At 68.2% G+C, this 23,510-nt stretch carries 30 protein-coding genes and 1 pseudogene; 18 read left to right on the plus strand and 13 right to left on the minus strand.

The window, feature by feature from the left end:
* Positions 1-5: 5 nt before the first annotated feature.
* Positions 6-533 carry an SDR family oxidoreductase gene (locus tag HBE64_RS18375; protein WP_167105299.1) on the minus strand — a complete coding sequence of 176 codons (528 nt, stop codon included), beginning with the start codon at positions 531-533 and terminating at the stop codon, positions 6-8.
* Between the two features lie 17 nt (positions 534-550).
* Between HBE64_RS18375 and HBE64_RS18380 the strand changes: the two genes are divergently transcribed.
* Positions 551-901 (plus strand): DUF1707 domain-containing protein, encoded by a 351-nt coding sequence (locus HBE64_RS18380; protein ID WP_371744007.1) that lies wholly within the window; start codon positions 551-553, stop codon positions 899-901.
* A gap of 1 nt (position 902) precedes the next feature.
* Positions 903-1,220 (plus strand): hypothetical protein, encoded by a 318-nt coding sequence (locus tag HBE64_RS18385; protein ID WP_167105302.1) that lies wholly within the window; start codon positions 903-905, stop codon positions 1,218-1,220.
* On the opposite strand, the gene HBE64_RS18390 is transcribed toward HBE64_RS18385, so the two are convergent.
* A complete protein-coding gene (locus HBE64_RS18390; protein WP_167105305.1) occupies positions 1,217-1,774 on the minus strand; it encodes an NTP transferase domain-containing protein in 558 nt (185 codons plus the stop codon). The genes HBE64_RS18385 and HBE64_RS18390 overlap by 4 nt on opposite strands.
* A gap of 124 nt (positions 1,775-1,898) precedes the next feature.
* Between HBE64_RS18390 and uraD the strand changes: the two genes are divergently transcribed.
* The 4 genes from uraD (at position 1,899) to HBE64_RS18410 (ending at position 4,539) form a co-directional block, all read left to right on the plus strand.
* Entirely contained in the window at positions 1,899-2,408 is a 510-nt protein-coding gene (uraD, locus tag HBE64_RS18395) for a 2-oxo-4-hydroxy-4-carboxy-5-ureidoimidazoline decarboxylase (RefSeq protein WP_167105308.1), read from the plus strand.
* A 4-nt stretch (positions 2,409-2,412) separates the two neighbouring features.
* Positions 2,413-2,733 carry a hydroxyisourate hydrolase gene (gene uraH / locus HBE64_RS18400; RefSeq protein ID WP_167105310.1) on the plus strand — a complete coding sequence of 107 codons (321 nt, stop codon included), beginning with the start codon at positions 2,413-2,415 and terminating at the stop codon, positions 2,731-2,733.
* Between the two features lie 4 nt (positions 2,734-2,737).
* Positions 2,738-3,910, plus strand: coding sequence for an FAD-dependent urate hydroxylase HpxO (gene hpxO, locus HBE64_RS18405; protein WP_167105314.1), 1,173 nt, complete (start codon positions 2,738-2,740; stop codon positions 3,908-3,910).
* Positions 3,911-4,098: 188 nt separating this feature from the next.
* Positions 4,099-4,539 carry an STAS domain-containing protein gene (locus tag HBE64_RS18410; RefSeq protein WP_167105317.1) on the plus strand — a complete coding sequence of 147 codons (441 nt, stop codon included), beginning with the start codon at positions 4,099-4,101 and terminating at the stop codon, positions 4,537-4,539.
* Here the strand turns inward: HBE64_RS18410 and HBE64_RS18415 are convergent.
* The 3 genes from HBE64_RS18415 to HBE64_RS18425 form a co-directional block, all read right to left on the minus strand.
* Positions 4,510-5,235, minus strand: coding sequence for an RNA polymerase sigma factor SigF (locus HBE64_RS18415; RefSeq protein WP_371744200.1), 726 nt, complete (start codon positions 5,233-5,235; stop codon positions 4,510-4,512). The genes HBE64_RS18410 and HBE64_RS18415 overlap by 30 nt on opposite strands.
* 62 nt (positions 5,236-5,297) lie before the next feature.
* Positions 5,298-5,735: an ATP-binding protein gene (locus HBE64_RS18420; RefSeq protein ID WP_167105324.1), complete on the minus strand. Its 438-nt coding sequence runs from the start codon at positions 5,733-5,735 to the stop codon at positions 5,298-5,300.
* 146 nt (positions 5,736-5,881) lie between these two features.
* On the minus strand, positions 5,882-7,096 hold the full coding sequence (locus HBE64_RS18425) for a glycosyltransferase (protein WP_167105327.1): 1,215 nt from the start codon (positions 7,094-7,096) through the stop codon (positions 5,882-5,884).
* A gap of 87 nt (positions 7,097-7,183) precedes the next feature.
* On the opposite strand from HBE64_RS18425, the gene HBE64_RS18430 reads away from it, so the two are divergent.
* The 3 genes and pseudogenes from HBE64_RS18430 to HBE64_RS18440 all read left to right on the plus strand — a co-directional run bounded on the left by HBE64_RS18430 (position 7,184) and on the right by HBE64_RS18440 (position 7,882).
* On the plus strand, positions 7,184-7,357 hold the full coding sequence (locus HBE64_RS18430; protein ID WP_167096574.1) for a hypothetical protein: 174 nt from the start codon (positions 7,184-7,186) through the stop codon (positions 7,355-7,357).
* Positions 7,358-7,514: 157 nt separating this feature from the next.
* A pseudogene (locus tag HBE64_RS25035) lies at positions 7,515-7,625 on the plus strand (Rho termination factor N-terminal domain-containing protein); the annotation flags it as partial.
* A 14-nt stretch (positions 7,626-7,639) separates the two neighbouring features.
* Positions 7,640-7,882 carry a CsbD family protein gene (locus HBE64_RS18440; protein WP_167105333.1) on the plus strand — a complete coding sequence of 81 codons (243 nt, stop codon included), beginning with the start codon at positions 7,640-7,642 and terminating at the stop codon, positions 7,880-7,882.
* Between the two features lie 49 nt (positions 7,883-7,931).
* Here HBE64_RS18440 and HBE64_RS18445 read toward each other — a convergent pair whose 3' ends face one another.
* Both HBE64_RS18445 and HBE64_RS18450 read right to left on the minus strand, forming a co-directional pair.
* Positions 7,932-8,252 carry a helix-turn-helix transcriptional regulator gene (locus tag HBE64_RS18445; protein WP_167105336.1) on the minus strand — a complete coding sequence of 107 codons (321 nt, stop codon included), beginning with the start codon at positions 8,250-8,252 and terminating at the stop codon, positions 7,932-7,934.
* Positions 8,249-8,674 (minus strand): SRPBCC family protein, encoded by a 426-nt coding sequence (locus HBE64_RS18450; protein ID WP_167105339.1) that lies wholly within the window; start codon positions 8,672-8,674, stop codon positions 8,249-8,251. The genes HBE64_RS18445 and HBE64_RS18450 overlap by 4 nt, the downstream gene beginning before the upstream one ends.
* 127 nt (positions 8,675-8,801) lie before the next feature.
* Here HBE64_RS18450 and HBE64_RS18455 point away from each other — a divergent pair, with 127 nt between their 5' ends.
* On the plus strand, positions 8,802-9,635 hold the full coding sequence (locus HBE64_RS18455; protein ID WP_167105342.1) for a xanthine dehydrogenase family protein subunit M: 834 nt from the start codon (positions 8,802-8,804) through the stop codon (positions 9,633-9,635).
* Positions 9,632-12,382, plus strand: coding sequence for a molybdopterin-dependent oxidoreductase (locus HBE64_RS18460; RefSeq protein ID WP_167105345.1), 2,751 nt, complete (start codon positions 9,632-9,634; stop codon positions 12,380-12,382). The genes HBE64_RS18455 and HBE64_RS18460 overlap by 4 nt, the downstream gene beginning before the upstream one ends.
* On the opposite strand, the gene HBE64_RS18465 is transcribed toward HBE64_RS18460, so the two are convergent.
* The 3 genes from HBE64_RS18465 to HBE64_RS18475 all read right to left on the minus strand — a co-directional run bounded on the left by HBE64_RS18465 (position 12,327) and on the right by HBE64_RS18475 (position 14,978).
* Positions 12,327-13,004: a sensor domain-containing protein gene (locus HBE64_RS18465; RefSeq protein WP_167105348.1), complete on the minus strand. Its 678-nt coding sequence runs from the start codon at positions 13,002-13,004 to the stop codon at positions 12,327-12,329. The genes HBE64_RS18460 and HBE64_RS18465 overlap by 56 nt on opposite strands.
* Positions 13,005-13,013: 9 nt before the next feature.
* Positions 13,014-14,369: an L-lysine 6-transaminase gene (gene lat / locus HBE64_RS18470; RefSeq protein WP_167105351.1), complete on the minus strand. Its 1,356-nt coding sequence runs from the start codon at positions 14,367-14,369 to the stop codon at positions 13,014-13,016.
* Between the two features lie 135 nt (positions 14,370-14,504).
* Positions 14,505-14,978: an Lrp/AsnC family transcriptional regulator gene (locus HBE64_RS18475; protein ID WP_167105354.1), complete on the minus strand. Its 474-nt coding sequence runs from the start codon at positions 14,976-14,978 to the stop codon at positions 14,505-14,507.
* Positions 14,979-15,008: 30 nt separating this feature from the next.
* Between HBE64_RS18475 and HBE64_RS18480 the strand changes: the two genes are divergently transcribed.
* Positions 15,009-16,253 carry a VOC family protein gene (locus HBE64_RS18480; protein ID WP_167105357.1) on the plus strand — a complete coding sequence of 415 codons (1,245 nt, stop codon included), beginning with the start codon at positions 15,009-15,011 and terminating at the stop codon, positions 16,251-16,253.
* Positions 16,250-17,803: an aldehyde dehydrogenase family protein gene (locus HBE64_RS18485; RefSeq protein ID WP_167105360.1), complete on the plus strand. Its 1,554-nt coding sequence runs from the start codon at positions 16,250-16,252 to the stop codon at positions 17,801-17,803. The genes HBE64_RS18480 and HBE64_RS18485 overlap by 4 nt, the downstream gene beginning before the upstream one ends.
* Here HBE64_RS18485 and HBE64_RS18490 read toward each other — a convergent pair.
* Positions 17,754-19,019 carry a nucleotide disphospho-sugar-binding domain-containing protein gene (locus tag HBE64_RS18490; RefSeq protein WP_167105363.1) on the minus strand — a complete coding sequence of 422 codons (1,266 nt, stop codon included), beginning with the start codon at positions 19,017-19,019 and terminating at the stop codon, positions 17,754-17,756. The two genes, HBE64_RS18485 and HBE64_RS18490, sit on opposite strands and share 50 nt — an antisense overlap.
* A 98-nt stretch (positions 19,020-19,117) precedes the next feature.
* On the opposite strand from HBE64_RS18490, the gene HBE64_RS18495 reads away from it, so the two are divergent.
* Both HBE64_RS18495 and HBE64_RS18500 read left to right on the plus strand, forming a co-directional pair.
* On the plus strand, positions 19,118-19,765 hold the full coding sequence (locus HBE64_RS18495) for a TetR/AcrR family transcriptional regulator (protein ID WP_167105366.1): 648 nt from the start codon (positions 19,118-19,120) through the stop codon (positions 19,763-19,765).
* Positions 19,762-20,016: a hypothetical protein gene (locus HBE64_RS18500; RefSeq protein WP_167105369.1), complete on the plus strand. Its 255-nt coding sequence runs from the start codon at positions 19,762-19,764 to the stop codon at positions 20,014-20,016. The genes HBE64_RS18495 and HBE64_RS18500 overlap by 4 nt, the downstream gene beginning before the upstream one ends.
* 7 nt (positions 20,017-20,023) lie before the next feature.
* Here HBE64_RS18500 and HBE64_RS18505 read toward each other — a convergent pair whose 3' ends face one another.
* The gene (locus tag HBE64_RS18505; protein ID WP_167105372.1) at positions 20,024-21,127 is read right to left on the minus strand and encodes an epoxide hydrolase family protein; all 1,104 of its coding nucleotides are present in this window, start codon (positions 21,125-21,127) and stop codon (positions 20,024-20,026) included.
* 17 nt (positions 21,128-21,144) lie between these two features.
* Positions 21,145-21,411: a hypothetical protein gene (locus HBE64_RS18510; RefSeq protein WP_167105375.1), complete on the minus strand. Its 267-nt coding sequence runs from the start codon at positions 21,409-21,411 to the stop codon at positions 21,145-21,147.
* A gap of 67 nt (positions 21,412-21,478) precedes the next feature.
* Between HBE64_RS18510 and HBE64_RS18515 the strand changes: the two genes are divergently transcribed.
* From HBE64_RS18515 to HBE64_RS18525, 3 genes are read left to right on the plus strand one after another with little or no spacing between them, the layout of a single operon-like run.
* Complete coding sequence (locus HBE64_RS18515) at positions 21,479-21,847, plus strand: heme-binding protein (protein WP_167105378.1); 369 nt, start codon at positions 21,479-21,481, stop codon at positions 21,845-21,847.
* A 54-nt stretch (positions 21,848-21,901) separates the two neighbouring features.
* Positions 21,902-22,117 carry a ferredoxin gene (locus HBE64_RS18520; protein WP_167105382.1) on the plus strand — a complete coding sequence of 72 codons (216 nt, stop codon included), beginning with the start codon at positions 21,902-21,904 and terminating at the stop codon, positions 22,115-22,117.
* A complete protein-coding gene (locus HBE64_RS18525; RefSeq protein ID WP_167105385.1) occupies positions 22,114-23,508 on the plus strand; it encodes an NAD(P)/FAD-dependent oxidoreductase in 1,395 nt (464 codons plus the stop codon). Before HBE64_RS18520 ends, HBE64_RS18525 begins: the two co-directional genes overlap by 4 nt.
* Positions 23,509-23,510: the final 2 nt, after the last annotated feature.

Raw genomic sequence — 23,510 nt, forward strand, 5'->3', positions numbered from 1 at the left:
GGCGCCTACCGGCCCAGTGCGGTCGTTCCGAGCACGGCCCCCGGACCGGTGACCAGGCTCTGGTCGTCGACGTGTCCACCGAAGTAGGTGGCGTCGGGGTCGACAACGATGGCGCGGTGGTCCCCGTTTCGCGCGAGCACGATTCGGGCCAGCTCGGCGAAGGTGATCGTCTCCGGTCCCCCGATCTCGACGACGCCTGCCGGTGACCCGACCGCCGCGCGCGCCACGTGGGCGACGACCTCGGCTGCCGCGATCGGCTGGATGCGGGCCTGCGGAACCCGCACGACGTCGGCCTCGGTCAGGCTCGCGACGATGGCGTCGGCGAACTCGATGAACTGGGTGGCCCGCACGATCGTGTACGGCAGCCCTGAGGACTCGATCAGCGTCTCCTGGGCGACCTTGGCCCGCATGTACCCGCTGTCGGGTAGGCGGGTGTCGCGGGACGCCCGGACCACGTCATGGCCCTCTGACGTCAGTAACTCGCAGACTCCGCGGCCGATCTGGCCGCTGGCACCGAAAACAGCGATTCGCATAGAGCATGATGTACCCCGTGGGCGAGGAATCAGAACAGGTGCGGATCGGCACGGCCGAACGGGAAGAGGCCATGCAACTGTTGAGCACACAATTCTCCGAAGGCCGGCTGACCCCGGAGGAGTTCTCCGAGCGCAGTGCAGCGGTGAGCGCCGCGCTCACCCGGGCCGACCTCGCGCCGCTGTTCGCCGACCTGCCCGCCAAACCGTCGACCGCGCCGAGCCCCGAGCACACCCGCGACTGGCGCGCCATCGTCATGGCGCTGGTCCCGTTGGTCGCGTTGGCGTTCACGATGCTGGTCCCGCACGGCTGGCTGGCCTGGCTGGCGCTTCCGGTGGTCGGAATGCTGCTCTACGGGTCCCGCCGCTGACGTGGATCCTGTCGAAATCAATTCCGGCGCATGGTATTTGCGAGCGTTGCGCGCCGACGAACGCATCGACGACCGGCCCGCCCTTGCCGAGCTCGGCGAGACCGGTCCGGATTACGTCGAGGCGAGCCTGGCCGCGTGGGTGTCCGACACCGGATACTCGTGGGCGGTGTGCGAACCGTCGACCGGTGAGCTGCTCGCCGAGGTGACACTCGATCCTGGCAGTGGCGTGGTGACCACCAGGGCCCGCCCCGGCCATGACGACGCCGCCGCGGTGGCCGCCGGCGCGGTGCGCAGATTCGCCGCGGCCTTCGGCTTCTAGGGCTCGTCGATGTCGGCGCCGGTGGCCAGGTCCGCGCAGTCGACGGCCACGACGTCGGTGCGGGTGGATAGGAAGCGGCGGGCTCCCTCGTCACCGCTCAGGGTCAGCAGCAGTGCTGGCCAGTGTCGGCGCGCGATGACCACCGGGTGCCCCGGCCTGCCGTCGTAGGTGGCCCTGGCGATTCCGGATTCGCAGCCGCGGGCCGCGGTCAGCACAAGGGTCACCACGTCGGCACCGATGTCGGGGGTGTCGACGGTGAGCACCACCGCGTAACCGGCATCGCCGGCCGCGGCCAGACCGGCCCGCAGCGAAGCACCCATCCCGCGCTGCCAGTGCTCCGCGATCACCGCGCGTGCCGGCGCCGGGACCGCCACGACCGCGGCACCCAGCACCACGATCACCTCACCGCAGCCGCCCGCTGACAGTGCCGCGACCGCGGAGTCCAGCCACTGGCCCCGGGCGGCAAGCACTTTGGGCATGCCGTATCGGGTTCCGGCACCGGCCGCCAGCAGGATGCCCACGGCTTCGCCGCCGGAGCCGTCGCGCTTCGACATGCAAATAGTGTGAACTGACGGGATTCTTGTCCCATGTCCACCCCGCCGAGACTCAACAAACGGGTCCACCCGGTCGACCGCCTCGATCATCCAGCCTGCTCTGCAGCCGGCTCGACGAGTTGACGTGAGGGCGCTGGGTCTCGACGGTTTCAACCGGCTGTCCGACCGGCAGCGCACGCATGCGCTGTTCGAGGTGTGTTCGTCGCCGATCTGGGCCCGGCGGGTGGCCGCCGGCGGGCCGTTCGCCGACGTCGAGGCACTGCTGGACCGCGCCGACCGGGTACTTGCCGAACTCCCCGACGCCGAGCTTGACGCCGCCCTCGACGGCCATCCCCGCATCGGTGAACGGGCCGACAACCCGTCCTCGCAGCACGAGCAGGCCAGGGTGGCCGGCGCTGATGAAGCCGTGAAAACTGAACTCGCGGCGCGCAATCGGCAGTACGAGGACTCGTTCGGTTACGTCTACCTGGTGTGTGCCAGCGGGCGCTCCGCCGAGGAGTTGCTGGCCATCCTGACCGAGCGGCTGGGCAACGACCCCGTCACCGAGCGGCGGGTGATGCGCGCCGAACTGGCCAAGATCAACCGCCTTCGGCTGCAACGGCTCCTGAGCGAGCCGCCCATGGGGCAGGCTTGAGCACATGGCACACCTGAGCACCCACGTCCTCGACGCCACCACCGGCAGGCCGGCCGCGGGGGTCACCGTCACCCTCACCGGCGGCGGCAGCAGCATGCTGACCGAGGTCACCGACGCCGACGGCCGGATCTCGGGCCTGGGCGGCGATGTACCCGCCGGTGCGCACCGGCTGCATTTCGACACCGGCGCCTACTTCACCCGCCAGGGGATGGCCACTTTCTACCCGGAGGTCGTCATCTCCTTCGAGATCACCGATGCAGCGGGTAAATACCACGTGCCCCTGCTGTTGTCCCCGTACTCGTACTCCACCTACCGAGGGAGCTGAGCCGTTGAAGGTCGTGATCATCGGAGCGGGTATGGGCGGCATGAGCGCCGCGATCGCGCTGCGCCAGATCGGGATCGACACCGAGGTCTACGAGCGGGTCACCGAGAACAAGCCGGTCGGTGCGGCGATCTCGGTGTGGTCCAACGGGGTGAAATGCCTCAACTATCTGGGTTTGGCCGACCGGACGGCCAGGCTCGGCGGCATCGTCGAGGAGATGAGTTACGTCGACGGCTTCTCCGGTGAAACCCTGTGCCTGTTCGGAATGCAGCCCCTGATCGAGGAGGTGGGCCAGCGCCCCTACCCGATCGCACGTGCCGAGCTGCAGCTGATGCTGATGCAGGCCTACGGCCTCGACGGGATCCACTTCGGTATGAAGATGGTCGAGGTGCGTGACGGCGGGGACCACGCCACGGCCACGTTCGCCGACGGGACGACGGTGAGCGCCGACGTCATCATCGGCGCCGACGGTGCCAGTTCGCTGACCCGCGAGTACGTGCTCGGCCACCCGGTGGCCCGCCGGTACGCCGGCTACGTCAACTACAACGGCCTGGTCGAGGTCGACGAACGGGTCGGCCCTGCGGCCAGGTGGACCACCTATGTGGCTGCAGGGCAACGCGTTTCGGTGATGCCGGTAGCCGGAAACCGGTTCTATTTCTTCTTCGACGTGCTCGAGCCGGCGGGGCTCGAGTACGACCGCGCCGCGGCCCAGGACGTGCTGCGCCGCCACTTCGCCGGCTGGGCACCCGGCGTGCAGGCTCTGATCGAGCGCCTCGACCCGATGACCACCAACCGGGTGGAGATCCTGGACATCGATCCCTTCCACACCTGGGTCAGGGGACGGGTGGCCGTGCTCGGCGACGCCGCGCACAACACGACGCCCGATATCGGGCAGGGCGGCTGCTCGGCGTTGGAGGACGCGGTCGCGCTGCAGTGGGCGCTGCGCGATCACCCGGGCGACGTGCACGCCGCCCTCGCGGCGTACCAGCAGGCCCGTAGCGCGCGGGCCGGCGACCTGGTGCTGCGGGCCCGCAAACGCTGCGACCTCACCCACGCCAAGGACCCCGACAAGACCGCCCAGTGGTATACCGAGCTACGAAACGAAGACGGCAGCAACATCATTCGCGGCATCGTCGGCAACATCATGGGCGGGCCCCTGACCCCGCTGCCCCGATCATGAGAACGATGAGAGTTTTCGCTCCAACTGTTCTTTGACGCCCGCGCAGAGTAGTGTTGTCCACAGGTTGAGTTAACAGCCGCCCGGAAACAACGTCATTGACGTGCGGGGTAGGCATCAACTCCCTGCACTTCGGGCTTCGCCACCTTGACGTGATCCACAGTACGAATCCTTCGACTGATGGAGTCACCATGTCTGTTACAGGAACAGATCGATCCCGACGTTCGGCTGCGCAACAATCTGTCGATTGCCACACCGCACGTTTCACCACCCAGTGGCCCGATGAGACGGTCGGCATCATCACCGTCACGGGCGAGCTCGATGCGTCCAACGCCGTCGAGTTCGCCAGCCAGGTAGAGCAATGCGCCGACGAAGGTGTCCGGCTGGTGCTGGACATGAGTTCACTGGATTTCTTTGGTACAGCTGGCTTTTCAGCGCTTCACACGATCAACGTGCGCTGCCAGCACGCCGGCGCCCGGTGGGCGCTGGTGTCGGGCGAAGCGGTAGCCAGGCTGCTGCGGGTCTGCGACCGGGACAACCTCCTGCCGGTCGCGGCCACGGTGCCCGAAGCGATCACTTTGCTCGACGGCGAACCGCGGCGGTTATTGCAACTCGTCGCGGAGTCGAGCTAGTGATTTAGCCAGCAACCGCGAGACGTGCATCTGCGAGATCCCGACCCGCTCCGCGATCTGGGTCTGAGTCAGCGATTCGAAGAATCGCAGCAGTAGCACAGTTCGCTCGCGTTCCGGAAGCGCTGCGAGTAGGGGCCGCAGCGCTTCCCGGTTCTCGATCTGATCGAGGCTGGTGTCCACGTCACCGAGGGTGTCGAGGATCGCGGGCGCATCCTCGTCGCTACCGCTGCCGCCGCTGTCGATCGACAGCGTGTTGTAGGAACTGCCCGCGACCAGACCTTCGATAACCTCTTCACGGTCCATCTCGAGTTCCACGGCCAGCTCGCTGGCGGTCGGCGCACGGCCCAGTCGCTGGGACAGTTCGGACGTGGCCGCACCGAGGCGCAGATGCAACTCCTTGAGCCGGCGCGGAACTTTCACCGACCAGCTGTTGTCGCGGAAGTGACGCCGGACCTCGCCCATGATCGTCGGCACCGCGAAGGACACGAAGTCCGATCCGGTCTCCACGTCGAAACGAATGACGGCATTGACCAGACCGACGCGGGCCACCTGCACCAGGTCGTCGCGGGGTTCGCCGCGGCCGTCGAAGCGGCGGGCGATGTGGTCGGCCAGCGGCAGACACCGCTGCACGATCTTGTCTCGATGACGCTGAAACTCCGGCGAGTCAGGCTCCAGCGTCGCCAATTCCCGGAACATATCCGGGACATCGGCGTATTCGGAGTTCGTCCGCGGGGACGAACTGTTGGCCGATCGCGGGCTCACCGTACTGAGCCTGCCCGCCTCGTCGTCAGGGTGATGCCGAAGATCTGCCCGTCGCCGTTGGGCTCGTGTCCGTTGTGGAACGTCTGTACGTCGTCGGTCAGCGAGCTCAACACATGCCAGCTGAAGCTTCCGGGGGTGACCACGTCATAGGTGTCGCACTCGGTGGAGGCCTCCACCATGACGACGTCGTCGCGCGGGTCGACGACAACGACCAGGGTGGCGTCGGGGGTGGCCGACCGGATCAGCCGGGTGCACGCCTCGTCAACGGCCAGCCGCAGATCGGCGACGGCGTCGAAATCGAGGTCTTCGAACGTTCCGACCGCACCCACCAGGGTGCGCAGAACTGCGAGGTTCTCCAGCCGGGCGGCGACCCGGAATTCGACGGCGCTCGCGCCTCGCTCCAGCGCGCCGACTCGTCGTTCGCCATCCGTCATGTGGCCTCCCGGCACGGTCGCCCCGACACTACTCCAGTCCAGGGTTGAGCTGTCCGGTGTCGTCATGGTGCGCGTCTGGTACCCGTGCGGCCACCCACGCCAAACCTGGCGACCCACATTGTTACCCACGACACCATGTCCGCGCCCTACCCGGCGAGCACCCGGGCCCGCGGTCCCTGGGTGCCGACCAGCCGGTCGTAGAGGCGCACGGTGTCGGCGGCGATGCGGTCCCAGGAGTAGCGGGCGCACGCGCGATCGCGGCCGGCGAGTCCGAAGCTGCGGCGCAGGAAGCCGTCGCGCAGCACCATCGAGACGGCTTCGGCGAGCTCCCGCGGCCGGCGCGGAGCGACAAGTTGGCCCGTCACGTCGTGCACAACGGTGTCGAGCATGCCGCCCACCGCGGAGGCGACGACGGGCACACCGCACGCCATGGCCTCCAATGGCACGATGCCGGACGGCTCGTAGCACGGTGTGCATGTCAGTACGTCCGCCGAACGCAGCAGGGCAGGCATGCCGGCGTGCGGGACCGCGCCGGTGAACTTCACCCGTTCGGAGACCCCGACCCGCGCGGCAAGCGCCCGCAGCCGCGACACCTCCGGGTCGGTGTCCAGCCGGTCGGCGGGCGGGCCACCGACGATGAGGTACTCGGTGTCGGGGATCGACGGCAGCGCGGCGATCATCGTGTCGAATCCCTTGCGTGGCGACGGCCTTCCCACCGCGATGATGCGGCGAACGGAGTCGCGGCTAATGGCCGGGCCATCGGTGGTGAAGGTGTCGAGGTCAACCCCGCACGGCACCACCGAGATCCGCGTTCGCGAACGGCCAAGGTGGATCAGCTCAAACACCTCGTCGGTGCATGTCGCCAACACCCACGTGGACTGCTTGGCGACGAGGGGTTCCAGCTTCAGCCGCGCGTCGCAGCCACCTTCACCGGTCGCGTGATGGCGTCGCTCGACCGCGCCGAGGGTGTGGAACGTCTGCACCGTCGGCACGTCGCGGCTTCGTCCCGCCAGTTGGGCGGCCAGCCCCGACATCCAGAAGTGGGCGTGCGCGACGTCGGGCTGGTCATCGGCCCAGCTGGCGTCCAGATAGCGGGCGAAGTCACTCATGTACTCGAACGTCGTGTCGCGTCCCATTTTTCTGGGCGGACCGGCAGGCACATGCGCGACGGTGAAGCCTTGTGCGGTACGGACCCGGTCAGGCACATCCGGGTCGTCGCGGCGGGTGTAGACGGTGACGTCCTGGCCGCGCCGGGCCAGCGCCGCCGACAACTCGGCCACGTGAATGTTCTGACCACCGGCATCGAGTCCCCCCGCTGCAGCCAGCGGACTGGCGTGCGCAGAGATCATCGCGATCTTCACCGGGCCGACTCCGCCATGTTGCGGTGGTACCCGGGGCAGAAGTGGCTAAACGTGTAGTGGGTGGCACCGCAGGTATCTTGGCCAGTGATGAGTGATTCGATTCCTGACGACGTGCCGGTGGCCGACGCCGTCGAGCAGCAGCTTCCCGTGGTCCCGCAGACGCCGGTCGACGATGCCGAGCGGCCGCTGGAGAGCAACGAATCAGACTGGCAGGACCAACGCCTGGTCGTCGAGGATCCTGACGAGGACGAACTCCGCTAGTCAGGTGATGTTTGACCCCTGAACCCCGGTGGGTACAGGCCTTTGCGAGGTAAGTCGCAATCCTCAGCAAAGGGGGTAGGAGATGTCGAACATCGCTATGGCGGACAGGACGGGTGTCGACGACATCCGCTTCTTTCGCCCCACTCGGTCTTGCGCCTACGAGGGGTGGACCGTCGCCGAGCTCAAAAAGAGGGCGAAGCAACTCGGAATCTCGGGGTATTCCGGGCTCAGCAAGGAAAAGCTGATCGCATTGATCCGCAGCTACTGATCACGAAGGAAGTCATGTCTGACGACAACAACAACAGCGGACCGGCCGAAGCCATCAAGGGCGTCGTAGAGGACGTCAAGGGCAAGGCCAAGGAGGCCGTCGGCACGGTGACTGGTCGCAACGACCTGGTCAACGAGGGCAAGGCACAGCAGGACAAGGCCGAAGCCCAGCGTGAAGCCGCGAAGAAAGAGGCCGAGGCCGAGGCCGCACGCGCGGGAGCCAAGGCCGCCGAGGCGCGCCAGAAGGCCAACCAGTAGTAGTCCACCTGGTCCAAAGGCCCGGCTTCGGCCGGGCCTTTGGCGTGTGTCAGCGCTCGGCGATGCGCTTGATGGCAGCCAGCCTGCGATCCCATACCCGGCCGAGCCGCTCGAGTTCGACCCCCAGCGCCGACAGCCGCCCGCCCAGCGCCCGGTAACGGATCTCCCGGCCCACCGGCAGGGCCTCCACCAGGCCGTTGTCGGCCAGGATGGCGAGGTGCTTGGCGATCGCCTGCCGGCTGACCGGCAGCCGGGTGGCCAGCGCGCTGGCCGACAGGTCCGCATTGCCCAGCGCGGTGAGGATCTGCCAGCGGGTCTCGTCGGCCAGTACTGCCAGCACAGCCGGGATGTCCTCGAGTTGGCCGCTCATCGGCGGGTGACGTAGGCGGCCAGGTCGGCGAGTTCGGCCGTCCAGCCCTCGGAGTTGCCGTCGTGGTGTCCGCGCGGATCGTCGAGTTCCTCGAAGCCGGTTTCGACCAGGGTGAGCCGGGTGCCGGCTGCGGTCGGGGTGAGGTCGAAGCGAACGAGCGTCGAATTTCCCGGAACCGGGTCGGCGTCGCGATCGCGCGCCCACCGGTAGACCAGGGTCTTGGGTTCCTCGACATGCTCGACGGTCACCCGGAAGCTGCCGTGCCCTTCCCAACCGAACGCTCCCGATGAGCCCTCTTCGGCGACGAATTCGGCTGTGTCACCGAACCATTCGGCAATGAGTTCCGGTTGCGTCAGCGCCCGCCACACCTTCTCGACGGGGGCGTTGATATCGATGGTGCGGGTGATGTCCAGCGTGGTCATGAGTTCTCCCGATGGTCGCTTCTATTGCAATCCCAGGGTTGCATACCGTCGCCGTTGGTGCAACCCAAAGGTTGCATCTTGGCTTTTTGCACATGCGTCCGGCCGCCGGTGCGTCTACCTTTTTGAGGTGGATCTGCCAACGGTCGAGGTCGTCGACACCCCGACGCGCCGCGATGAGGTGTGGCCACTGGGTCCCGGCGACGCGGTGCTGGCCGGCGGGACCTGGCTGTTCTCCGAACCCCAGCCACACCTGCGCAGGCTGGTCGACATCACCACGCTCGGCTGGGACCCGATCACCCTGAGCGACAACGGGATCGAGATCGCCGCTACCTGCACCGTCGAGGAACTCGCCGCGCTGTCGGCCCGCCTTCCGGCGCAGCGGCCCCAGTGGCGGGCGGCTCCGCTGTTCCGCCAATGCGCGGGCGCTTTGAAGGCCTCGTTCAAGATCTGGAAGACCGCGACGGTCGGCGGCAACATCTGCCTGTCATTCCCGGCCGGCTCGATGATCTCGCTGTGCAGCGCCCTGAACGGCGAGGTGCTGATCTGGCGCCCCGACGGCGCCGAGCATCGAATGGCGTTGACGGACTTCGTCACCGGCGCGGCCACCAACCGGCTGGCGCCCGGGGAGGTTCTCCGCTCGGTGCACCTTCCCGTGGCAGCACTGCGGGCCCGGACCGCCTACCGCAAGATCGCGCCGTCGACCCTGGGCCGCTCCGGTGTCGTGGTGATCGGCCGGCGGGACGACGCACGCGACGGTGGGCACGTCGTCGTCTCGATAACCGGCGCGACGGTGCGGCCCTACGTCTTCACCTTCACCGGCGTGCCCAGCGAGGAGGACCTGCGCACCGCACACGCCGCTGTGCCGGCGGATCACTGGACCGACGACGCGCACGGCGACCCGGACTGGCGGGCGGCAATGGCCCTGCTGCTGGCCCGCCAGGTCACAGCCGAACTCACATGATCAGCATCAACGGCGTCGAGCAACCCGACGCACCCCGGCCCGGGCAGTGCCTGCGCACCTACCTGCGCGAACACGGCCACTTCGAGGTCAAGAAGGGCTGCGACGCCGGCGACTGCGGGGCCTGCTCGGTGCTGATCGACGGCCAACCCACCCACTCGTGCATCTTCCCCGCATTCCGCGCCCGCGGCCGCGAAGTGACCACCGTCGCCGGGTTGGGCACTCGGGAGGACCTGCACCCGCTGCAGCGCCGCTTCGTCGAAGCCGGTGGATTCCAGTGCGGCTTCTGCACCGCGGGGATGATCGTGACCGCTTCGACGCTGGCCGACGACGAGGACCTCGCCGAGCAGCTGAAGGGAAACCTGTGCCGCTGTACGGGTTACCGCTCCATCACCGATGCACTGGCCGGTAAGACCAACACCGAAAAGCCCGCTCAGTCCGCCGATGTTGGACGCTCCGTCAGCCCACCCGCCGCGGTACGGGTGGTCACCGGGACCGAGCATTACACCATGGATTTCGAACCCGACGAGCCGCTGCTGCACCTCGCCGTGCTGGGCAGTCCGCTGCCACACGCCCGCATCGTCTCGATCGATACCGCTGCGGCACAAGCGATCCCGGGTGTGCGACTGGTGCTCACCCACCACGACAGTCCGCCGGCGGCCTTCTCCACCGCCCGCCACGAACTGCGCGAGGACGATCCCGACGACACCCGCATCCTCGACGACACGGTGCGATTCGTCGGCCAGCGGGTGGCCGCCGTCGTCGCCGACACGGTGGCGATCGCCGAGAGTGCCTGCCGGGCAATCGTCGTCGACTACGAACCGCTGCCCGCAGTGTTCGATCCGGATCAGGCCCGCAGGCCGGGGGCTCCCCTGCTGCACGGCGACAAAGGGCCGCAGGCGCGGATCGCTGACCGCGGCCGCGGCCGCAACATCGTCGCCGACCTGCACGGCGAGGTCGGCGACGTAGAGACCGCCGTCGCCGCCACCCGCGCCGCCGGCGGTGCGGTCAGCACCGGCCGCTACACCACCGCCCGTGTGCAGCACACCCACCTGGAGACGCACGGCTGCACGGGATGGCGAGATGATCAGGGCCGCTTGGTGATTCGTAGCAGTACCCAGGTGCCGTTCCTGGTCCGCGACGAGCTCTGCCACCTCTTCGGGCTATCGCGCGACGACGTTGCGGTGTTCGCCGCCCGCGTGGGCGGCGGGTTCGGCGCCAAGCAGGAGATGCTGACCGAGGACATCGTCGCACTGGCCGTGCTTCGCCTGGGCAGGCCCGTGCGCTACGAGTTCACCCGCAGCGACCAGTTCACCATCGCGCCGTGCCGGCACCCCTACCGGGTCGACGTCACCGCGGCGGCGGGTCCCGACGGTGTGCTGACCGCACTGGCGGTCGACGTTCTCTCCGACGCGGGCGCTTACGGAAACCACAGCGTGGGTGTGCTGTTCCACAGCTGTAGCGAGTCACTGTCGGTCTACCGCTGTCCGAACAAACGTGTCGACGCACAGGCGGTCTACACCAATCATCTGCCCTCGGGGGCATTCCGCGGCTACGGGCTCGGGCAGGTGATCTTCGCCGTCGAGTGCGCGCTCGACGAGCTGGCCGCCGGACTGGGCATGGATCCCTTCGAGCTTCGCCGCCGAAACGTCGTCGTCCCCGGCGACGACTTCGTCGACTGGCACGTGGTCTCCGACGATCTGACGTTCGGCAGCTACGGGCTGGATCAGTGCCTGGACCTGGCGCAGTCCGCGCTGCGCCGCGGCAACGGCATCGAGCCGCCACCCGGTGAGCAGTGGCGGGTCGGTGAGGGCATGGCCGTAGCGATGATCGCAACCATCCCGCCCCGGGGTCACCGGGCCGAAGCCACGGTCGAGCTCAATCCCGAAGGCCGCTATACGGTTTCGATCGGAACGGCCGAGTTCGGCAATGGCACCTCGACCGTGCACACCCAGCTTGCCGCGACCGCACTGGCCACCACTTCCGACCGCATCGAACTGCGGCAGTCCAACACCGACGCCACCGGTTACGACACCGGGGCGTTCGGGTCGGCGGGCACCGTGGTGGCGGGCACTGCCCTGCTTCGGGCCTGTGGCCAGCTGAGCCACATGATCGTCGCGGCCGCCGCCGACATCAGCGGGGTACCGGTCGAGGACTGTGCTTTGGGTCCCAACGGTGTTCAGTGCGGGCAGCGGTTCGTCGACTTCGCCGACCTGCTCTCGGGCCCACTGCGCGCCACCGGATATCACGACGGCTCACCGCGTTCGGTGGCGTTCAACGTGCACGCTTTCCGGGTCGCGGTGAACGTCGACACCGGACAGGTGCGGATCCTGCAGTCCGTCCAGACCGCCGACGCCGGTGTGGTGATCAACCCCGAGCAGTGCCGCGGGCAGGTGGAAGGCGGGGCGGCCCAAGCCATCGGCTCGGCCCTGTTCGAGGAGATGCGCATCGGCCCGGACGGCGCGGTCACCACAGACGCGTTGCGTAACTACCACATTCCGCAACTGGCCGACCTGCCGGTGACCGAGGTGTACTTCGCCGACACCGTCGACGAACTCGGCCCGCTGGGCGCGAAATCGATGAGCGAGTCGCCCTACAACCCGGTGGCCCCGGCGTTGGCCAATGCCATCGCTGACGCGTGCGGGGCACGTATGCGCAGCCTGCCGATGACACCGGCCCGGATCTGGCGGGCGCTCAACGCCCCGACAACTCCCACACCGTCGCCGACATCCGGTCGGTCATCCTGGTGACCGTCGTCTGCCCGGCGTCGTCGCCCTGGCACACCATCGCCTGCACGATGGCGTTGTTGCGCAGGCGGGCTTCGCCGTAGCAGGTCCAGTCGAACGGGATCGCCAGCTGCGACTTGCTCCAGCGCACCGTGTCGGAGTTGATCTCGGGAACGCTGAACTTCCAGGCCGCATCACCACCGACGCTCATCGCCCGCTGGCCGTCGCAGGCTTTCGCGCTCTTGGTCCCTGCGGTGAATTGCGTTGCGGCTGAGCCTGCGTCGGGATAGACAGCCACCGCCTCGGCCACCACGTGGTCGTGTTTGTCACCGTCGGTGAACAGCATGACGTGAAACCCCGACCACTTGTCGCCGAGGAAGGCGGCCATGCCCGCGGCGTCCAGTGCCGAGCAGGCCGGCACGGCCGAGGACCCGGGGATCGGCCTGGCCTGGTCGGCGTCGGTCTGCAGTTTGACCCCGACCATGTCACGCAGCTGGGCCGGACTGATCATCACCTGGTCGGTGTCGTCGGCGCGCAGCGGCTGGATAGCCTGGGCAGGGTTGGACACGGCGCTGCCTGCGACGGTATGCGCACACCCGGCAAGCACCACCGCCGAGAACCCGATACACGCCACCGGCAGCCGCATACCCGAATGCTAGACCGCGGCGGCCAGGACCTCTCGGATCGTGGCCACGGCACGGTCGAGTTCCGCGGGAGTGACGGTGAGCGCGGGCCGGAAGCGGACACTATCCGGGCCGCTGCCCAGCATGATCACGCCCCGCTCCCACAGTTCGCCCAGCAGCGCGTCACGCTGCGCGGTGCTCGGCAGGCTGAACGCGCACATCAGGCCGCGGCCCCGCACGTCGCGCACCACACCCGGGAACTCCCCGGCCAGCCCGTCCAGAGCCGCTAGTAGATGGGCCCCCATCCGCGACGTGTGCGCCAGCAGTCCGTCGGCCTCGATGACCTCGAGGATTCGCCGTGAGCGCACCATGTCGACCAGGTTGCCGCCCCAGGTCGAGTTGATCCGTGAGCTGACCGCGAACACGTTGTTGGCGACCTCGTCGACGCGGCGGCCGGCCATCACCCCGCACACCTGAGTCTTCTTTCCGAATGCGACCACGTCGGGGGTGAACCCGAGCTGCTGGTAAGCCCATGCGGTGCCGGTGATTCCGCAGCCGGTCTGCACCTCGTCGGCGATCATCAACGCGTCGAACTCGTCGCACAGCTCGCGCATGGCGGCGAAGAACTGCGGACGGAAGTGGCGGTCGCCCCCCTCCCCCTGGATGGGTTCGGCCAGGAAGCACGCGACGTCGTTCGGGTGGGCCTCGAAGGCCGCGCGGGCCTGCCGCAGGACGTCGGCTTCCACGGCATCCATGTCGGCGCCGGGCCGGATGTAGGGCGCGTCGATGCGGGGCCAGTCGAACTTCGGGAAGCGGGCCACCTTGTTGGGGTCGGTGTTGGTCAACGACAGGGTGTAGCCGCTGCGGCCGTGGAAGGCGCCGGTCAGGTGCAGCACCCGGGTGCCCAGCGCCGGGTCGATGCCGCGGGCCTCGTTGTGCCGGCTCTTCCAGTCGAACGCGACCTTGAGCGCGTTCTCGACGGCCAGCGCGCCGCCGTCGACGAAGAACAGGTGCGGCAGCGCAGGGTCGCCGAGCACGCGGGCGAACGTCTCGACGAAACGGGCCATCGGGACGGTGTAGACGTCGGAGTTCGACGGCTTGTTGATCGCGGCCTGGAGGAGTTCCGCGCGGAACTGTTCGTCGCCGGCCAGCGCCGGATGGTTCATGCCCAGCGCCGAGGACGCGAAGAACGTGAACATGTCCAGGTAGTGCTTGCCGTCGCGGGCGTCGACCAGGTGCGCGCCCCTCGAGCGGTCGAGGTCGAGAACCAGGTCCAGCCCGTCTGCCAGGATGCTGCGGGCCAGCACCGCGTGAACGTTGCCGGGCTCGACTGCAGGGGCTTGGGAAGTGGGCGACACGGCAACTTTGCGCGACAAGAGTTCCGTCATTAGGCGATCCTATCGTAATTTTTACGCTTTTCTAGCCCAGCGAGCGCATTTTTTCCTACGTCAGAATCGGACTGGCGACTGTGCGACAGTGTCGAGAACAGTAAGAAACCGATCTAAACCGGCTTCAGACCGGAACTATTCCGGCAGAAATGCGCGATCACTGTAAAATGTGTTTAGAATGATCGTGCTTCGTGTGCGCACGTTCGCGGCGGTGCGGATCTGCTGCAGCAGCGTTTCCAAGTCCCGCGGCGACTCGACGCGCACGAACAGGACATAGCTCTCCTCGCCGGCCACCGAGTAACAGGCCTCGATTTCGGCAATGTGTTCCAGGCGAGCGGGCGCATCATCGGGTTGAGAGGGATCGAGAGGGGTGATGGCGACGAACGCCGACAGCATGTGCCCGAAGGCCTCGGGGTCGACGCGGGCGCTGTACCCGGTCACCACCCCGCGCGCCTCGAGCCGCCGCACCCTCGACTGCACCGCGGACACCGACAAGCCCGTCGTCGCGGCCAGGTGTGCCAGCGTGGCGCGACCGTCGGCGACGAGTTCACGCACCAGGGTGCGGTCGATCTCGTCGAGTTCGTGGGCCGGCTCAGCGGTGTCCGCCATGGCCGCACACTATCGGACGGGAGCCCCGCGATGAGCACACCGGCGATCCCGACCTGGCAGCTGCGCGCCCGCTTCGCCGCCGCACTGTCGGCGATGTACGGCGCCGAGGTGCCCGCCTACACCACGCTGGTCGAGGTCAGCGAGGCCGTGAACCGTGACTATGTGGCCGCCCATCCCGAAGCCGAACGGCTCGGGTCGTTGCAGCGCGTCACCGCCGAGCGCCACGGCGCCATCCGGGTCGGCAGCCCTGCCGAATTGGCCGACGTCGCAGACCTGTTCGCCGCGTTCGGAATGCGTCCGGTCGGCTTCTACGACCTGCGTGACGCCGCCTCACCGGTGCCCGTGGTGTCCACCGTGTTTCGCCCGATCGAATCGAACGAATTGGCGCACAACCCGTTTCGGGTGTTCACTTCGATGCTGGCCACCCGCGACGCCCGGTTCTTCGACGACGACCTGCGCGCTCGCATCGAGCGGTTCCTGGGCGAACGGCAGCTGTTCGATCCCGGCCTCATCGCCCAGGCCCGCACCATCGCGGCCGACGGCGGCTGCGGCGCGGATGCCGGCGAGGCCTTCGTGTCCCGCGCGGTGGCCTCGTTCGCGTTGTCCGCCGAGCCCGTCGACCGGGCGTGGTACGAGGAGCTCACCGCCGTGTCGGCGGTGGCCGCCGACATCGCCGGGGTGAGCACCACCCACATCAACCACCTGACACCGCGCGTCCTGGACATCGATGACCTATACCGCCGGATGACCGACCGCGGAATCACGATGATCGACGCCATCCAGGGGCCGCCGCGCTGGCATGGGCCCGATGTCCTGTTGCGCCAGACCTCTTTTCGCGCGCTCGCCGAGCCCCGCCGATTCCGCGAGGCCGACGGCACGGTGAACGAAGGGACGCTGCGGGTGCGTTTCGGCGAGGTCGAAGCACGCGGGGTGGCGCTGACCCGCAAGGGCCGCGAACGATTCGACGCCGCGATGGGCTCGCCCGACCCGGCCGCGGTCTGGGGTGACTACTTCCCCGACAACGACGCCGAGATGGCATCGCAGGGATTGGCGTACTACCACCAGGGCGACCCGTCGGCGCCGGTGGTCTACGAAGACTTCCTGCCCGCCTCGGCGGCCGGCATCTTCCGGTCCAACCTCGACACCGACACCGAAGCCGCGGCGGTCGCCGACCGCTCCGGATACACCCTCGACTGGATGGCCGAAGCCATCGGCCATCACATCCACGACGCCTACGATCTGTACAACGCGACAGCCCAGGAGCCGCCAGCATGAGCACGACCACCGCCACCGCACTGCCGACCCGTTCCGACCTGCAGGACCGGGTCCGCCGCGCTTTCGACGCCATCGGCGCCCACGTCGCGCTGGCCGAGCCCGGCGCGCACGGTCTTCAGGCGAGCACGCCCCTGACCGGTGACGTCCTGTTCACCGTCACCGAAGCCACCACCGCTGACGCGGAAGCCGTCATCGCCGATGCGGCGCAGGCATTTTCGACCTGGCGCACCACACCGGGCCCGGTGCGCGGCCAGCTGGTGGCGCGCCTCGGCGAGCTGCTGCGCGAGCACAAGGCGGATCTGGCCACCCTGGTGACCATCGAGGCCGGCAAGATCACCTCCGAGGCCCTCGGCGAGGTCCAGGAGATGATCGACATCTGCGAGTTCGCCGTCGGCCTGTCCCGACAGCTCTACGGGCGCACCATCGCCTCCGAGCGGCCCGGCCACCGGCTGATGGAGACCTGGCATCCCCTGGGCGTCGTCGGTGTCATCACGGCGTTCAACTTCCCGGTGGCGGTGTGGGCGTGGAACGCCGCCGTCGCGCTGGTGTGCGGTGACACCGTGGTGTGGAAGCCCTCCGAGCTGACCCCGCTGACGGCCATCGCCTGCCAGGCGCTGATCGAGCGGGCCGCCGCCGACGTGGGCGCTCCAGCCTCGGTCAGCAGGCTGGTCCAAGGCGGCCGCGAGGTCGGCGAACTACTGGTCGACGACCCGCGGGTGGCGCTGGTGTCGGCCACCGGGTCGGTCCGGATGGGACGTCAGGTCGGCCCGCGGGTCGCCGAGCGGTTCGGGCGGGTGCTGCTGGAACTCGGCGGCAACAACGCGGCCGTCGTAACCCCTTCGGCGGACCTGGATCTCGCCGTCCGCGGCATCGTCTTCTCCGCCGCGGGCACGGCGGGTCAGCGCTGCACCACCCTGCGCAGGCTGATCGTGCACTCGTCGGTGGCCGACGCACTGGTGGACCGCATCGTGGCCGCCTACCGCAGCCTGCCGATCGGTGACCCCTCAGCGTCAGGCACCCTGATCGGCCCGCTGATCCACGAGACCGCCTACCGCGACATGGTCGGCGCGCTGGAGAAGGCCCGCGCCGACGGCGGTGAGGTGATCGGCGGCGAGCGCCACCACATCGGCGGCGACGAGGGCGAGGACGCCTTCTACGTGGCGCCGGCGGTGGTACGCATGCCCGCCCAGACCGAGATCGTGCATAACGAGACGTTCGCACCGATCCTGTACGTGCTGACCTACGAGACCCTCGACGAGGCGATCGCCTTGAACAATGCCGTCCCGCAGGGTCTTTCGTCGGCGATCTTCACCACCGACGTGCGGGAGGCGGAGCGCTTCCTGGCCGCCGAGGGCTCGGACTGCGGTATCGCCAATGTCAACATCGGAACTTCGGGCGCCGAGATCGGCGGGGCGTTCGGCGGCGAGAAGCAGACCGGCGGCGGCCGTGAGTCGGGCTCGGACTCCTGGAAGGCCTACATGCGGCGGGCCACCAACACCGTCAACTACTCCTCGGAGCTCCCGCTGGCCCAGGGTGTGCACTTCGGCTGAGCACCTGCTGCTCGACGAGGTCTGCGCCGCGCTGTACACCGCCGGTCGCGGCGAATCCGTCAGCCACCCGCCGTGCACCATCGGTCATCGTCATCGCCTCGGACACCTTGGCCCGCAACCGCTTCGGGGTGAGCCTGGCGGCGGGCAACCGGGTGCCGCAGCGGGCCACCTCGACGCGCATCGCCACCTCCGGCTGATCCCGGCCGAACGGCACTACGCACACCGGAACGCCACGGTCCAGCGCGCGCACGGTGGCCCCCATCCCGCCGTGGGTCACCGCACACACCGCCCGATCCAGTACCGGTCCGTGTGGAACATACTGCCGGACAGTCGCATTCGCCGGAATGACCAGGTCGTCAGGCACCCCGGCCGGGAAGGTCGCGACCACGTGCACCGGCTCGTCGGCCAGCGCCTGAAGGGCGACCACACCCAGGCGGGAGTCGGCCTGCCGGATCGACGACGTGGTCACCAGCACGATGGGATCGTCGATCGCGGCGAGCCAGTCCGGCGCCTCGGCGTCAGTATCGGATGCACAGGCGCCGATGAGGTGCACCCGGTCACCCCAGTCCGGGTGCGGGTACTCGAACGGCTCTCCCCCGACCACCAGCATCAACGGCGCGCGGCGCAGGAACTCGTCGACCGAGCGCACCGGCGGCGCCCCCACCCGGGCCCGCACCGCGTTGAGCCTGGGCAGCATCGGGCGGTCCATCACCTGCCAGACCACCCCGCGCAGGATGCGGTCCCTGACCACACCCACCGGTCCCGGCCACGGGCGCATACCGGGGCCCACGGGCGGAACCCCCCGCGATCGCAGGAACGGGGTGAACGGGGAGAACACCGCCCATGGGATGTCGCCGGCATCGGCAGCCGATATCGCTCCCCAGCAGTTAGCATCCAGGATCAGCGCATCGGGCTTCACCTCGGCGATCGCCCGGGCCAGGTCGTCGACCTCCAGCTCGGCGCGCCGGCACAGGACGTCGATCGTCATCTTCAATACCCCGAACACACTGCGCGCGGTCCAGTCCGGGCTGGTGATGGCCTCGATGCGCGGATCGACGGGGGCGGCGTGCAGGCCCAGCCGCTGACCGGTGCCGACGCCGGCGGCCGACGTGCGCAGATGGACATCGTGACCGCGCATGGCGAGTTCGCGCAGCAGCGCGCTCACCGGCAGCAGATGCCCCAGCGCTGGTGCGCCGTACGCCAGAATCGTGGCCATATACCTACCCCATACCAGGTCTGGCGTCGCTCCGCTGCCGGGAGCATCACACGTTCTTGATTCGTCAGCAGCTGTTGGACGTGTGCCAGTATGGGCGCATGTCCAGCCCGCCCGCCCGGCGCCGCCTGTCACCCGACGACCGGCGCAGCGAGCTGTTGACGCTGGGGGCCGAGGTGTTCGGACAACGGCCCTACGACGAGGTCCGCATCGACGAGATCGCCGAACGGGCGGGTGTGTCGCGGGCCCTGATGTACCACTACTTCCCTGACAAGCGCGCATTCTTCGCCGCGGTCGTCCGCGCCGAGAGCGAGCGGCTGTTCGAAGCCACCAGCACCCCGGCCAACGACGGCCAGAGCCTCTTCGACCGGCTGCGCGCCGGCGTGCTGGCCTATATGCGCTACGACGCCGAACATCCGCACGGCGCCTGGGCGGCCTACATCGGAATGGGCCGCACCGATCCCGTGCTGCGCGGCATCGACGACATCGACAACGAGCGGCAGATGCAGCGGATCATGGCCGCCGTCACCGATGTGGTGTCCGGTGATCTGGACTCCAAGGTGGAACGCGATCTCCGGGTCATCGTCTACGGCTGGCTGGCCTTCACCTTCGAGCTGTGCCGCCAGAGCATCCTGGACCCGTCGGTGGACGCCGATCGGCTGGCCGACTCGTGCGCGCACGTCCTGCTCGACGCGATCGCCCGGGTCCCCGGCATCCCCGAGGCGCTGAGCGAGGCGGTGCGCGCATGAGTCCCACTACTCGAATCACGGCCGACGACCTCACCGAGGACCATGTCGGCCAATTCCTCAGCTGCCACGACCCCGAGACCGGATTCGTCTACCCGGCCAGAATTGCGCGCATCATGCGCCGCGACGACGGCGATTCTCCGGGCGTCTCGATCTGGCTCGAGCACCCCGCGCTGCCGTCGGGCCGGCTGGCACGCAAGGGCCTGGCCCACGTCCGCTTCGAGCAGGAATTCGAACTCGTCGAACCGGCCTAGCCCAAGCTCAGCGCACCGTCGCGAAGAACTCCCGCACGTCCGCGACGAACAGCTCGGGCTGCTCGAAGGCGGCGAAATGTCCGCCGCGCGGCATGTCGGTCCAGTGCGTGATGTTGTAGCGCGACTCGCACCAGTTGCGCGGGCTGGGCACGATCTCCTTGGGGAACGCCGCGACCCCGGTCGGCACCGGCACCGGACCGCCGTCGATGAGGTTCTTGAAGCTCTCCCAGTACAACCGCGCCGAGGAGGTCGCCGACGCGGTGGCCCAGTACAGCATCACATTGTCGAGCATCTCGTCACGGGTCAACACATTCTCGGGGTGGCCGTCGCAGTCCGTCCACGCCCAGAACTTCTCCACGATCCATGCCAGCTGTCCGACCGGGGAGTCGGTCAGGCCGTAGCCCAGTGTCTGTGGGCGCGTGGACTGCTCCTCGGAATAGCCTGTGCCCCAACGAACGTGCTCACTCATTCGGGCGTAGGCGGCGGCCTCTGCCGGGGTCGGCTCCTGGCCACTGTCGCCGGAGGGAAATCCCAGCGGCATGTTGATGTGAATCGCTATGCAGCCATTACCATTTCGGCCCATCTGCGCAGTGATGGCCGAGCCCCAGTCACCGCCCTGCGCGCCATAGCGGTCATAGCCGAGCCGGGCCATCAGCGTCGCCCACGCGTCGGCGATCTTCTCCACCGACCACCCCGCACGGGTGGGCTTGCCGGAAAAGCCATAGCCGGGCAGCGACGGGCACACCACGTGGAAATCCTCGGACAGCGGCTCGATCACCTTGTGAAACTCGACGATCGACCCCGGCCAACCATGGGTGATGATCAGCGGCAACGCATCCGGATTGGCACTGCGCTGGTGAATGAAATGGATATCCAGACCGTCGATTTCGGTCAGGAAGTGGTCGAAACGATTGAGCGCGGCTTCGCGGGCGCGCCAGTCGTATTCCTGCGCCCAGTAGGTCGCCAGCTCGCGGGTGTACTCCAACGGGATGCCCTGGCTCCAGTCGTCGACACACTCACGCTCGGGCCATCGGGTCCGCGCCAGCCGCTCGCGCAGGTCAGTCAGGACGTCGTCGGCAACAGCGATGCGGTACGGCCGAATATCGCTCATCGGGGATGCGTGCCGGCTCAGAAGAAGCCGAATGCCGGGAAACCGTAGAACCCTTCTTCTTCACCAGGGAACTGTTGCGGTGTCGCATTGATCTCGGTGTTGCCGGGCGTTGCGCACTCTGTGGTCTGGCCACCGCTGATGGCGCTGCCCGTGAGGTTTTCACACTGCGGCAGGGTCGGCGGTGCGATGGTGGTGTCCGCGCTGGCGACGGGTGCGGCGAGGATCGCGGCCGCGACGCCGATCCCGGCGGCGGGAAGAAGCAGGAATTGACCAATTCGAGGCATGAGCGAATGGTACCCAGTTCGCGTGGCTAAACTCTGGACAAGCCGGATATTCGGGATTAGGAGCCGCATGAAGTCTGCAACTCGTTCGCTTGGCCGCGCCGCCGCAGTAATTCTGAGCACCGGCGGTGTCCTGCTCGGTGCAGCTGGAGTTGCCGCCGCCGATCCCCCACCGAACTGCACGGCCGCCGACGTGACCGCGGTGATGACCGGGGTGTCGGCGTCGATGACGACGTATCTGTTCACTCATCCCGATGTCAACGACTTCCTCACCGGCCTGCAGGGTTTGAGCAAGGCCGATGCCAAACAGCAGACCAAGGATTACCTGGCCGCCAACCCCCAGGTGCACGACGAGATCGAGGCGATCCGCCAGCCCGGCAAGGATCTGCGGGCCCGCTGCGGTATTCCGCTGAAGGCCGAGATCGCAGGCGTTCTCTAAGAGCTGGCCGAAAATTCAGTAATCGGCCAGACCGGCCAATTACTCTCAGCGCTCATGCGCTTGGTCGTCGATCTGAACAAGTGCCAGGGGTATGCACAGTGCGTGCCACTGGCCCCCGAAGTGCTCGAGCTCGTCGGTGAAGAGGCCCTGGCCTACGACCCGAACCCCGATGATTCACAGCGGCAGCATGTGTTGCGCGCCGCGGCGTCGTGCCCGGTGCAGGCGATCATCGTCGAGATCGACCCACCCGCGGATCGGGACACGCCGTGACCTACCAACTCGACAGGGTCGTCGAACAGTTCCGGGCCGAGGGCCGAATCGCCATCGTGGGCGCCTCACTTGCCGGACTGCGCGCCGCAGAAGCATTGCGGGAAAAGGGTTTCGACGGTTCGCTGACCATCATTGGCGACGAGCCGCACGAGCCCTACGACCGGCCGCCGCTGTCCAAACAGGTCCTCAAGGGATGGGTGCCTGCCGACCACACCAAACTGCCGCGGCTTCGCCGGGTCGACGCCGACTGGAGGCTCGGGGTGGCCGCGGTCGGCCTGGACCGGTTCAATCACCTGGTCAAGCTGGCCAACGGGCTGGACGTCGAGTACGACCGGCTGCTGATTGCCACCGGCACCCGGGCGCGGCCCTGGCCCAATCCGGAGGAAGGCGCCTTGCAGGGTGTCTTCACCGTCCGCACGGTGGAGGACGCCACCGGACTGGCCGCAGCGCTGCGGGCCCGCCCCAAGCGGGTGCTGATCGTCGGTTCGGGATTCGTCGGCTCGGAGATCGCCTCGGTGTGCCGCGATCTGGACCTGCCCGTGACTGTCGCCGAACGGGGCAAGGGTCCACTGATGGGCGCCCTCGGCGGTGTGATCAGTGAGATCGCGGCGGGCATGATGCGCGACGCCGGGGTGGACCTGCGCACCGGTGTCGCGGTGCAGGGGCTTTCGGGCGACGGCACCGGGCACGTGCGCCAAGCCCATTTTTCGGATGGCACGGTGCTCGACGTCGACGTGGTGGTCGCCTCGCTGGGCTCGATCCGCAACGTGGAGTGGCTCGACGGGGCGGGTCTTGCCGCCGGGCCGTGGGGGCTGGCCTGCGATGCCGGCTGCCGGGCCTTCGACATCAACGGTGTGGTGACCGACCACATCTTCGTCGCCGGCGACGTCGCACGCGCCCCGCACGTCCTCTACGACTACGAGTTCATGTCCCAGGAACATTGGGACAACGCGGTTTTCGGTGCCGAGGTGGCCGCGAACAATATGATCCACCTCGAGGTGGGCCGGCGGCCACACCTGCCGCTGCCCTCGTTCTGGTCGGGTCAGTTCGGCGTGAACATCAAAAGCGTCGGGGTGTGTTCGTTCGGCGACGAGATCGTCTTCACCCAGGGCTCGCCGTCGGAGCGCCGCTTCGCGGCGGCCTACGGCAAGCGCGGGCGCATCGTCGGCGCCGTCACATTCAACCACGGTAAGTGGCTGCCGCACTATGCCTCGCTGATCGAGAAGTCCGCACCGTTCCCTCCTCCGCCGCCGGGTTACGACCGGCCGGTGGACCCCGAAGTGATGCCGGCCCGCTTCCCCGATCCGCGCGAGCCCGCGGGCAATCCCGATGTGGTGCTCACCGGACATGACCCGACCGACCGCAGCGCCGAATTCCGGCCGCGCGCTTAAGG

The organism is Mycobacterium sp. DL592 (assembly GCF_011694515.1).
Lineage (GTDB): Bacteria > Actinomycetota > Actinomycetes > Mycobacteriales > Mycobacteriaceae > Mycobacterium.

Coding starts and splice junctions, on each gene's coding strand:
- lat (WP_167105351.1), bottom strand. CDS start 14,369: ATGACGGAACTCTTGTCGCGCAAAGTTGCCGTGTCGCCCACTTCCCAA.
- HBE64_RS18520 (WP_167105382.1), top strand. CDS start 21,902: ATGCGCTTGGTCGTCGATCTGAACAAGTGCCAGGGGTATGCACAGTGC.
- HBE64_RS18465 (WP_167105348.1), bottom strand. CDS start 13,004: ATGCGGCTGCCGGTGGCGTGTATCGGGTTCTCGGCGGTGGTGCTTGCC.
- HBE64_RS18515 (WP_167105378.1), top strand. CDS start 21,479: ATGAAGTCTGCAACTCGTTCGCTTGGCCGCGCCGCCGCAGTAATTCTG.
- HBE64_RS18440 (WP_167105333.1), top strand. CDS start 7,640: ATGTCTGACGACAACAACAACAGCGGACCGGCCGAAGCCATCAAGGGC.
- HBE64_RS18410 (WP_167105317.1), top strand. CDS start 4,099: ATGTCTGTTACAGGAACAGATCGATCCCGACGTTCGGCTGCGCAACAA.
- uraH (WP_167105310.1), top strand. CDS start 2,413: ATGGCACACCTGAGCACCCACGTCCTCGACGCCACCACCGGCAGGCCG.
- HBE64_RS18415 (WP_371744200.1), bottom strand. CDS start 5,235: ATGTTCCGGGAATTGGCGACGCTGGAGCCTGACTCGCCGGAGTTTCAG.
- HBE64_RS18490 (WP_167105363.1), bottom strand. CDS start 19,019: ATGGCCACGATTCTGGCGTACGGCGCACCAGCGCTGGGGCATCTGCTG.
- HBE64_RS18420 (WP_167105324.1), bottom strand. CDS start 5,735: ATGACGGATGGCGAACGACGAGTCGGCGCGCTGGAGCGAGGCGCGAGC.
- HBE64_RS18460 (WP_167105345.1), top strand. CDS start 9,632: ATGATCAGCATCAACGGCGTCGAGCAACCCGACGCACCCCGGCCCGGG.
- HBE64_RS18375 (WP_167105299.1), bottom strand. CDS start 533: ATGCGAATCGCTGTTTTCGGTGCCAGCGGCCAGATCGGCCGCGGAGTC.
- HBE64_RS18505 (WP_167105372.1), bottom strand. CDS start 21,127: ATGAGCGATATTCGGCCGTACCGCATCGCTGTTGCCGACGACGTCCTG.
- HBE64_RS18450 (WP_167105339.1), bottom strand. CDS start 8,674: ATGACCACGCTGGACATCACCCGCACCATCGATATCAACGCCCCCGTC.
- HBE64_RS18445 (WP_167105336.1), bottom strand. CDS start 8,252: ATGAGCGGCCAACTCGAGGACATCCCGGCTGTGCTGGCAGTACTGGCC.
- HBE64_RS18475 (WP_167105354.1), bottom strand. CDS start 14,978: ATGGCGGACACCGCTGAGCCGGCCCACGAACTCGACGAGATCGACCGC.
- HBE64_RS18495 (WP_167105366.1), top strand. CDS start 19,118: ATGTCCAGCCCGCCCGCCCGGCGCCGCCTGTCACCCGACGACCGGCGC.
- HBE64_RS18430 (WP_167096574.1), top strand. CDS start 7,184: ATGAGTGATTCGATTCCTGACGACGTGCCGGTGGCCGACGCCGTCGAG.
- HBE64_RS18480 (WP_167105357.1), top strand. CDS start 15,009: ATGAGCACACCGGCGATCCCGACCTGGCAGCTGCGCGCCCGCTTCGCC.
- HBE64_RS18500 (WP_167105369.1), top strand. CDS start 19,762: ATGAGTCCCACTACTCGAATCACGGCCGACGACCTCACCGAGGACCAT.
- HBE64_RS18390 (WP_167105305.1), bottom strand. CDS start 1,774: ATGTCGAAGCGCGACGGCTCCGGCGGCGAAGCCGTGGGCATCCTGCTG.
- HBE64_RS18485 (WP_167105360.1), top strand. CDS start 16,250: ATGAGCACGACCACCGCCACCGCACTGCCGACCCGTTCCGACCTGCAG.
- HBE64_RS18510 (WP_167105375.1), bottom strand. CDS start 21,411: ATGCCTCGAATTGGTCAATTCCTGCTTCTTCCCGCCGCCGGGATCGGC.